This window comes from Brachyspira sp. (genome assembly GCF_050873525.1).
Taxonomy (GTDB): domain Bacteria; phylum Spirochaetota; class Brachyspiria; order Brachyspirales; family Brachyspiraceae; genus Brachyspira.
In genome coordinates this window covers 1-5,638 of the sequence record NZ_JBNMIZ010000172.1, presented here as the reverse complement: position 1 = coordinate 5,638, position 5,638 = coordinate 1, and the positions used below count along the sequence as shown (strand labels likewise).

Annotated in this window: 6 protein-coding genes; 4 read left to right on the top strand and 2 right to left on the bottom strand. The window is 30.7% G+C overall.

The window, feature by feature from the left end; genetic code table 11:
- The first annotated feature begins 156 nt into the window (after positions 1–156).
- The 4 genes from ACR0QS_RS10310 to ACR0QS_RS10295 all read left to right on the top strand — a co-directional run bounded on the left by ACR0QS_RS10310 (position 157) and on the right by ACR0QS_RS10295 (position 3,706).
- The gene (locus tag ACR0QS_RS10310; RefSeq protein WP_432633360.1) at positions 157–774 is read left to right on the top strand and encodes an HD domain-containing protein; all 618 of its coding nucleotides are present in this window, start codon (positions 157–159) and stop codon (positions 772–774) included.
- 15 nt (positions 775–789) lie between these two features.
- Positions 790–1,425 carry a hypothetical protein gene (locus ACR0QS_RS10305; protein WP_432633359.1) on the top strand — a complete coding sequence of 212 codons (636 nt, stop codon included), beginning with the start codon at positions 790–792 and terminating at the stop codon, positions 1,423–1,425.
- Positions 1,426–1,538: 113 nt separating this feature from the next.
- Entirely contained in the window at positions 1,539–2,582 is a 1,044-nt protein-coding gene (locus ACR0QS_RS10300) for a DUF1385 domain-containing protein (RefSeq protein WP_432633358.1), read from the top strand.
- 2 nt (positions 2,583–2,584) lie between these two features.
- Positions 2,585–3,706: a hypothetical protein gene (locus tag ACR0QS_RS10295; RefSeq protein ID WP_432633357.1), complete on the top strand. Its 1,122-nt coding sequence runs from the start codon at positions 2,585–2,587 to the stop codon at positions 3,704–3,706.
- 526 nt (positions 3,707–4,232) lie between these two features.
- Here ACR0QS_RS10295 and ACR0QS_RS10290 read toward each other — a convergent pair.
- Together ACR0QS_RS10290 and ACR0QS_RS10285 are read right to left on the bottom strand one after the other, a co-directional pair.
- Entirely contained in the window at positions 4,233–5,207 is a 975-nt protein-coding gene (locus tag ACR0QS_RS10290; protein WP_432633356.1) for a hypothetical protein, read from the bottom strand.
- 19 nt (positions 5,208–5,226) lie between these two features.
- The coding region (locus ACR0QS_RS10285; protein WP_432632479.1) for a hypothetical protein at positions 5,227–5,638 on the bottom strand (412 nt) is incomplete at its 5' end.

The following is a 5,638-nucleotide window of genomic DNA, read 5'->3' as shown; positions in this document are numbered from 1 at the left end:
GAGTAAGCGTGGAAATCCGATATTAATAAAATGAAATTTGAAAATAGAATTTCATTAAATTGGAATTGCTTCGGAATTTTCAATGTCTCGCAATAACAATAACAACATAAAATTTGAAAACTTGATTTTTTATTAAATGAAATTAAAATTATATTCATGCTCGATTTGAATAATAATATTTTAAATATTGAAAGAGCCGAATACGAATTAAATAAGGCTTATAAATCTAACCCAACAGCTTGGGCGGAACATTCAAAATATGTGGCAAAAGCCTGCAGAATAATTGCCGAAAAATGCGAAGATTTGGACGAAGAAAAAGCGTATATTTACGGACTTTTGCATGATATTGGCAGATACGCGGGAATAACCTCCGAAAAACATTTAATTGACGGATATAAATATTGCATAAATTACGGCTGGGAAAAACTGGCTCAAATTTGTATAAGTCATGCTTTTATGATACAAGATATTGAAACGGCGATTGGAGAATTCGATATGAGCGAAGAAGATTATAATTTCATGAAAGAATTTATAAAAAACGCGAAATATGACGATTACGATTTACTCGTTCAATTATGCGATTCGCTTGCCATGACAAACGGATTTTGTATTTTGGAAAAAAGATTTATCGATGTCGCCATAAGATACGGAACTTTTAAGCATAGTTCATTAAGATGGAAAAAAATATTCGATATAAAGAAATATTTTGAAAATAAAATAGGAATTTCAATATATAAACTGCTGCCAAATATAACGGAAAGTATATTTTATTAAAGTTAAGATTTTAAAATGAAATATTTTGACAAAGACAATAAATTAACTCTAATGCATAAAGAATTAAATAAAATAATTAGAAAAGCGGAAATGCTTGAAACTTCAAAAAATTTATTTATAAATCTTTATTTAGAATTAAAAAAACAAATCGATAATTTATTTATAGAATTCAAAAATTCCAAAAACGAAAATATAATATGGAATTTATGGCATATAATAAGAATCGAAGATTTAATCGTAAATATATTTATATGCGAAAAAGAATCGGTTTTAAATGAAAAATTAAAAAAAGAACTCAATATTTCAATTACGGATACGGGAAATTCTCTATCAAAAGAGGAAATTAAAAAATTGGCGGAAGATATTAATATCGATAAATTAAAATATTATAACGATAAAGTTAGCGAAAAAACTATTAATTTAATAAAACGACTTAAAGCGGAAGACATGAAAAGAAAAATAAATAAAATTAATTTAGAAAAAATTATAAACGATGGCGGAGTTTCAAAAGATAATTTATGGCTTATAGATTACTGGGGCAAAAAAGATATTGCAGGACTTTTATTAATGCCGTTAAGTCGTCATATAATCGTTCACTTAAATCAATGTTATAAATATATAAAACCCAATCGAATTAATTTTTTATTATAAATTAAACGAATTTTACATCTTGAAAGAATAGATTATTTAATATATCATTAATATAATTTAAATTGGTTTTTAATTATTTAAGATAAATCAAAAATTAAAATAGGATAAAATAAATGAAATATAAATTAGACGAAAACAGAATAAAAGAAGGAGTCGGCGGGCAGGCGGTTATCGAAGGAATTATGCTTAGAAATAAAACTCATTATGTGGTAGCCGTTAGAAAACCGACAGAGGAAATAGATTTTATAAAATATAGAATTCCAGAAAATAAAAATAAATTAAGCAAAATGATTTTTTTCAGGGGAATAGTCAATTTTATAGATATGATGAAATTAGGATATAAAACTTTAATGTTCTCTGCGAATACGGCGGGACTTGAAGAAGAAATGGAAAATAAAAAAGAAGAAAATTCTGAAAAAAAACAAAACGCGGCGATGACTTTGAGTATGCTTATATCTTTGGCTTTCGCAGTAGGAATATTCATAGCGCTTCCGTATTTCATAGTAAATCTTATCGGAATAGAAGAAAAAAGTCATGTGATTTCGTTTAATCTTCTTCGTGGAGCGATTAAATTATGCATATTCATAGCTTATTTGCTTGTTATTTCATTTTTCAAAGATATTAAAAGAGTTTTTCAATATCATGGAGCGGAACATATGGTTGTAAACGCCTACGAACATGGATTAAATCCGAATAAAGAAAATATAAGAGATTTTACGACAATTCACCCGAGATGCGGAACTACTTTTATGTTTTTAGTTTTAACCGTTTCGATTCTTTTGTATATGTTTACGAGTTATTTCGTTTATAATTTTATATATTCTTCTTTTATTCCGCCAAAAATCGTTGGAAATATTACCGTTTTAATTATAAATATTTTACTGCTTCCAATCGTTTCGGGAATATCTTACGAATTATTAAAATTAGGTTTCAGATTTTATAATTTTCCTTTAATGCGTTTGGCTATTTTGCCCGGGCTTTTGCTTCAAAAAATTACGACAAGAATTCCAGAAGACGATGAAATCGAAGTCGCTTTATTTTCTTTAAATAAATTATTAGACAATTCCATTGAAAGCAGAACGGAAGAAGAAGTCAGAGCGGATATTGAAAAAGAAAAAGCCTTAAACAATAAAAACGAGGAAGCTAATAATAATTAATTATGCTAAAGAAAAAACTTATAGAAAAAGACGATTATTATGAATATTCTTCAAGTTATATAAAAAAATATATTATCATAGGTTTTATTATATTTATTCTTGCCGTTATTATTTTTATTTCAATTTATGTGCCTTATAATATAGTTCCGAATAAATCTTTTATGAAAAATAATACTCCAACCGCAAACGGAGATAATATTATGAACGAGCGAGGAATTTATTATACGGGCGTTTTTACGAATATTCCAAAATCAATTCCAATAAACGAAAACATGAAAGAGACGCTATATTTATATTTATTTCATGATAATCATGTAATTTTATGGAAACTATACAAATACGGACTAAAAAGATATTTTTCTTACAACGCTTTTAATTTGATTGACGGCGATAATCAAAACTTTTATCTTAAAGAAGAAAATAAAAATTTTTTGGATTATTACGACAATTTTGTGAGAGCGCAATTTAGAAGAACGAACTCTCAATTAAATTTGGAAATTCCGAGTTTTTATAATACTTCGATTAATTTTGAAACGGCGATTACGAATTTTGTGGAATCCAAACTCAATTTTAGATTTACGAATTTTAATGCAAGTATGATTAACTGGGGAGGAAATAGAGGACTTTATTTGGCAAATTATTATTTCGGCTATCCGAGAGGCTATTTGATTGTCCCGGGAAGCGAAAATATAATTAATTTTACAAGCTCGATTTTGGCTATTAATACGATTGGAAGAATTCCGTCAAGATATAATCATAATATTATTGTCGGACTCGTTTATATCCCCTACTCTACCAAACCCGTTCCCGTTTTTATATACGATTCAAAACCGCAATCTCAAAATTCAAAAATAGCAAAATTTTTATATAATAACAGATGGTTCGTTTACGATGATTTTATTTCGCATGAATATAACGACAAGATAGATTTTTACTCGAAGGAATCGGGATTTAGTTTCGTTTATTCTATTAAGAGCGAAGAGCATGCGGATTCTTTCGGAGGTTTCGCTAAAATGAATAATAAAATCTCTCACGGAGTTCTCACGGGATATTTTACGATAAACGGAGAACAGATTAATATTAATGGAAATGCAATTAAAGAGTTCGTTCATAGCGTTTTTTAAAATAAAGTCTTACGGCAGATTACATACTTTCATAAATGCTTGACAATGGCGGATTTTAGTTAGTGGATTGCTTCGCTTTCTTACAAAAGCTCGCACACTCTGTGTGCCTCGCCGAAGGCGGACAGTAGTCTCGGCAATGACAGTGTAATTTACTTTAGTCTCGGCAATGACAGACAAAATGCACCGTCATTGCGAGCCTCGATAGAGGCGTGGCAATCCAAATAGAATAGATTACTTCGGGCGTTGCCCTCGTAATGACAGTCTAATTTAATTTTGTCATTGCGAGCCTCGATAGAGGTGTGGCAATCCAACCATTCGCAATGACAGAATTATTAAAAAAGTTCACAATGCAAATTAATCAGTCATTCGCCGAAGGCGTCCCGTAGGGAACGAGGCATTGAAAATGCCGAAGTAATCCACAATTAATGAAATTCTATTTTAAGATTTAACTTTATAAAATGACAATTAAATAAAAAAGAGCAGGCTTTAAAAACCTACTCTTTTTATAACAAAATAAAATATTCTTTTATTTTATTCCTTCGTTCCAATCTCCTACTACATGGTTTCCAGCTTTTTTAGTTAAAGTTATAGCCGCAGCATAATTACTTGGTTTATAACTAGCGCTATCGCCATTCATAGTGATAGTAATTCCCATTTTCTTTATTTTAATCGTGTTTCCTACTCTTATAGCTTCTGGATAATCTGCAGTTTGGTCTATTATTACAGCTCCGCCTGAATTAATACTAACTCTTACTTTATCGTTAGCGTCAACATAAACGGTATTTGCCAAATCTTCAACAAAGTCTTTCGTTCTTGTGAATCTTTCGCCAGTTACTTCTATATGTGAACCGTTCAAGTTAAATTCTCTGTAAACGCCTTGGTCGAATTTGAAGATAAGCTTTCGAGCAATAATATTATTATTTTGAGTTTCTATTATAGTCAATTCGTTTTCCGTTATACCTACTCTGCCGTTGGCTGCCGTTGCATTTGTATCGTAGAAATAGATATTTCCATCGCCGTCTATAGCTATAAAGTTTTCTATACCTTTAACTACATCTTTATAAGTTCCCTTATATTGAGCGAATTCTTTAATATATCCTAAATTTGGATTTGAAATAAGAACTTCATCGCTCACTTTTTGAAGAACATAAGAAGTGTAGCTAGTATAACCTTTGCCGTCAAACTTCAATACTTCTACAGTGCCTTCGGCAGCGTTTCGTATTTGCAATTTAGCTTCCGAACGAGATACTTTTTCAATAGCCACTTCTGCGCCATGTATATTTCTAACTTTTCCGTCTCTGAGTTTATAATCTGCATATCCAGCGGCTTCATAATATACGCCAGAATAATCGCTTACGAAAGAAGCTAAATCTCCGTCTGCATTGACAATTAAATCGTCAGGGTTGGTTTGGCTCGCTTCAGGTCCTAAATCGCTTGAGCAACTTACTGCAAATACGAATACCAAACTTAATAATGTTATTAATATTTTCTTTATAGTCATCTTTATATCCTCCTCTCAATTATTTAATTTCCGTGCCGTCTTTGGCATAGCAAGTAATACTTCCGTCTTCGCCGAATACTACTTTTTCGCCATTCCAATACGCGCCTCTAACCGTTAATACATTGCCTTTGAATACGCAGTTACCAGTAATGTAATCCCAGTTACCGTATTTTCCATGCATGTATTTAACTCTGCCCGTATTTTCTATAGTTACTCTAACGGATTTATTCGCGCTTGTATAATAGCCTACATATTTTTCTGGGAAATCATTCTTCGCATAATATGTAGCTAAATCGTCAAAGTCGTTTTCATAAATGTAATAGCCGTAGCCGTCAAATGTGAAAACTTTTACTACGCTTCCGTCTTCTTCTTCAACTTGCAATTTCTTAAGATTCTTATCAACTGCAATATTGAGGAATGAAGTAACTTCT

Excerpts from the sequence above, each read along its gene's own strand:
- ACR0QS_RS10310 (WP_432633360.1), top strand. The coding sequence starts at position 157 with ATGCTCGATTTGAATAATAATATTTTAAATATTGAAAGAGCCGAATAC.
- ACR0QS_RS10305 (WP_432633359.1), top strand. The coding sequence starts at position 790 with ATGAAATATTTTGACAAAGACAATAAATTAACTCTAATGCATAAAGAA.
- ACR0QS_RS10300 (WP_432633358.1), top strand. The coding sequence starts at position 1,539 with ATGAAATATAAATTAGACGAAAACAGAATAAAAGAAGGAGTCGGCGGG.
- ACR0QS_RS10295 (WP_432633357.1), top strand. The coding sequence starts at position 2,585 with ATGCTAAAGAAAAAACTTATAGAAAAAGACGATTATTATGAATATTCT.
- ACR0QS_RS10290 (WP_432633356.1), bottom strand. The coding sequence starts at position 5,207 with ATGACTATAAAGAAAATATTAATAACATTATTAAGTTTGGTATTCGTA.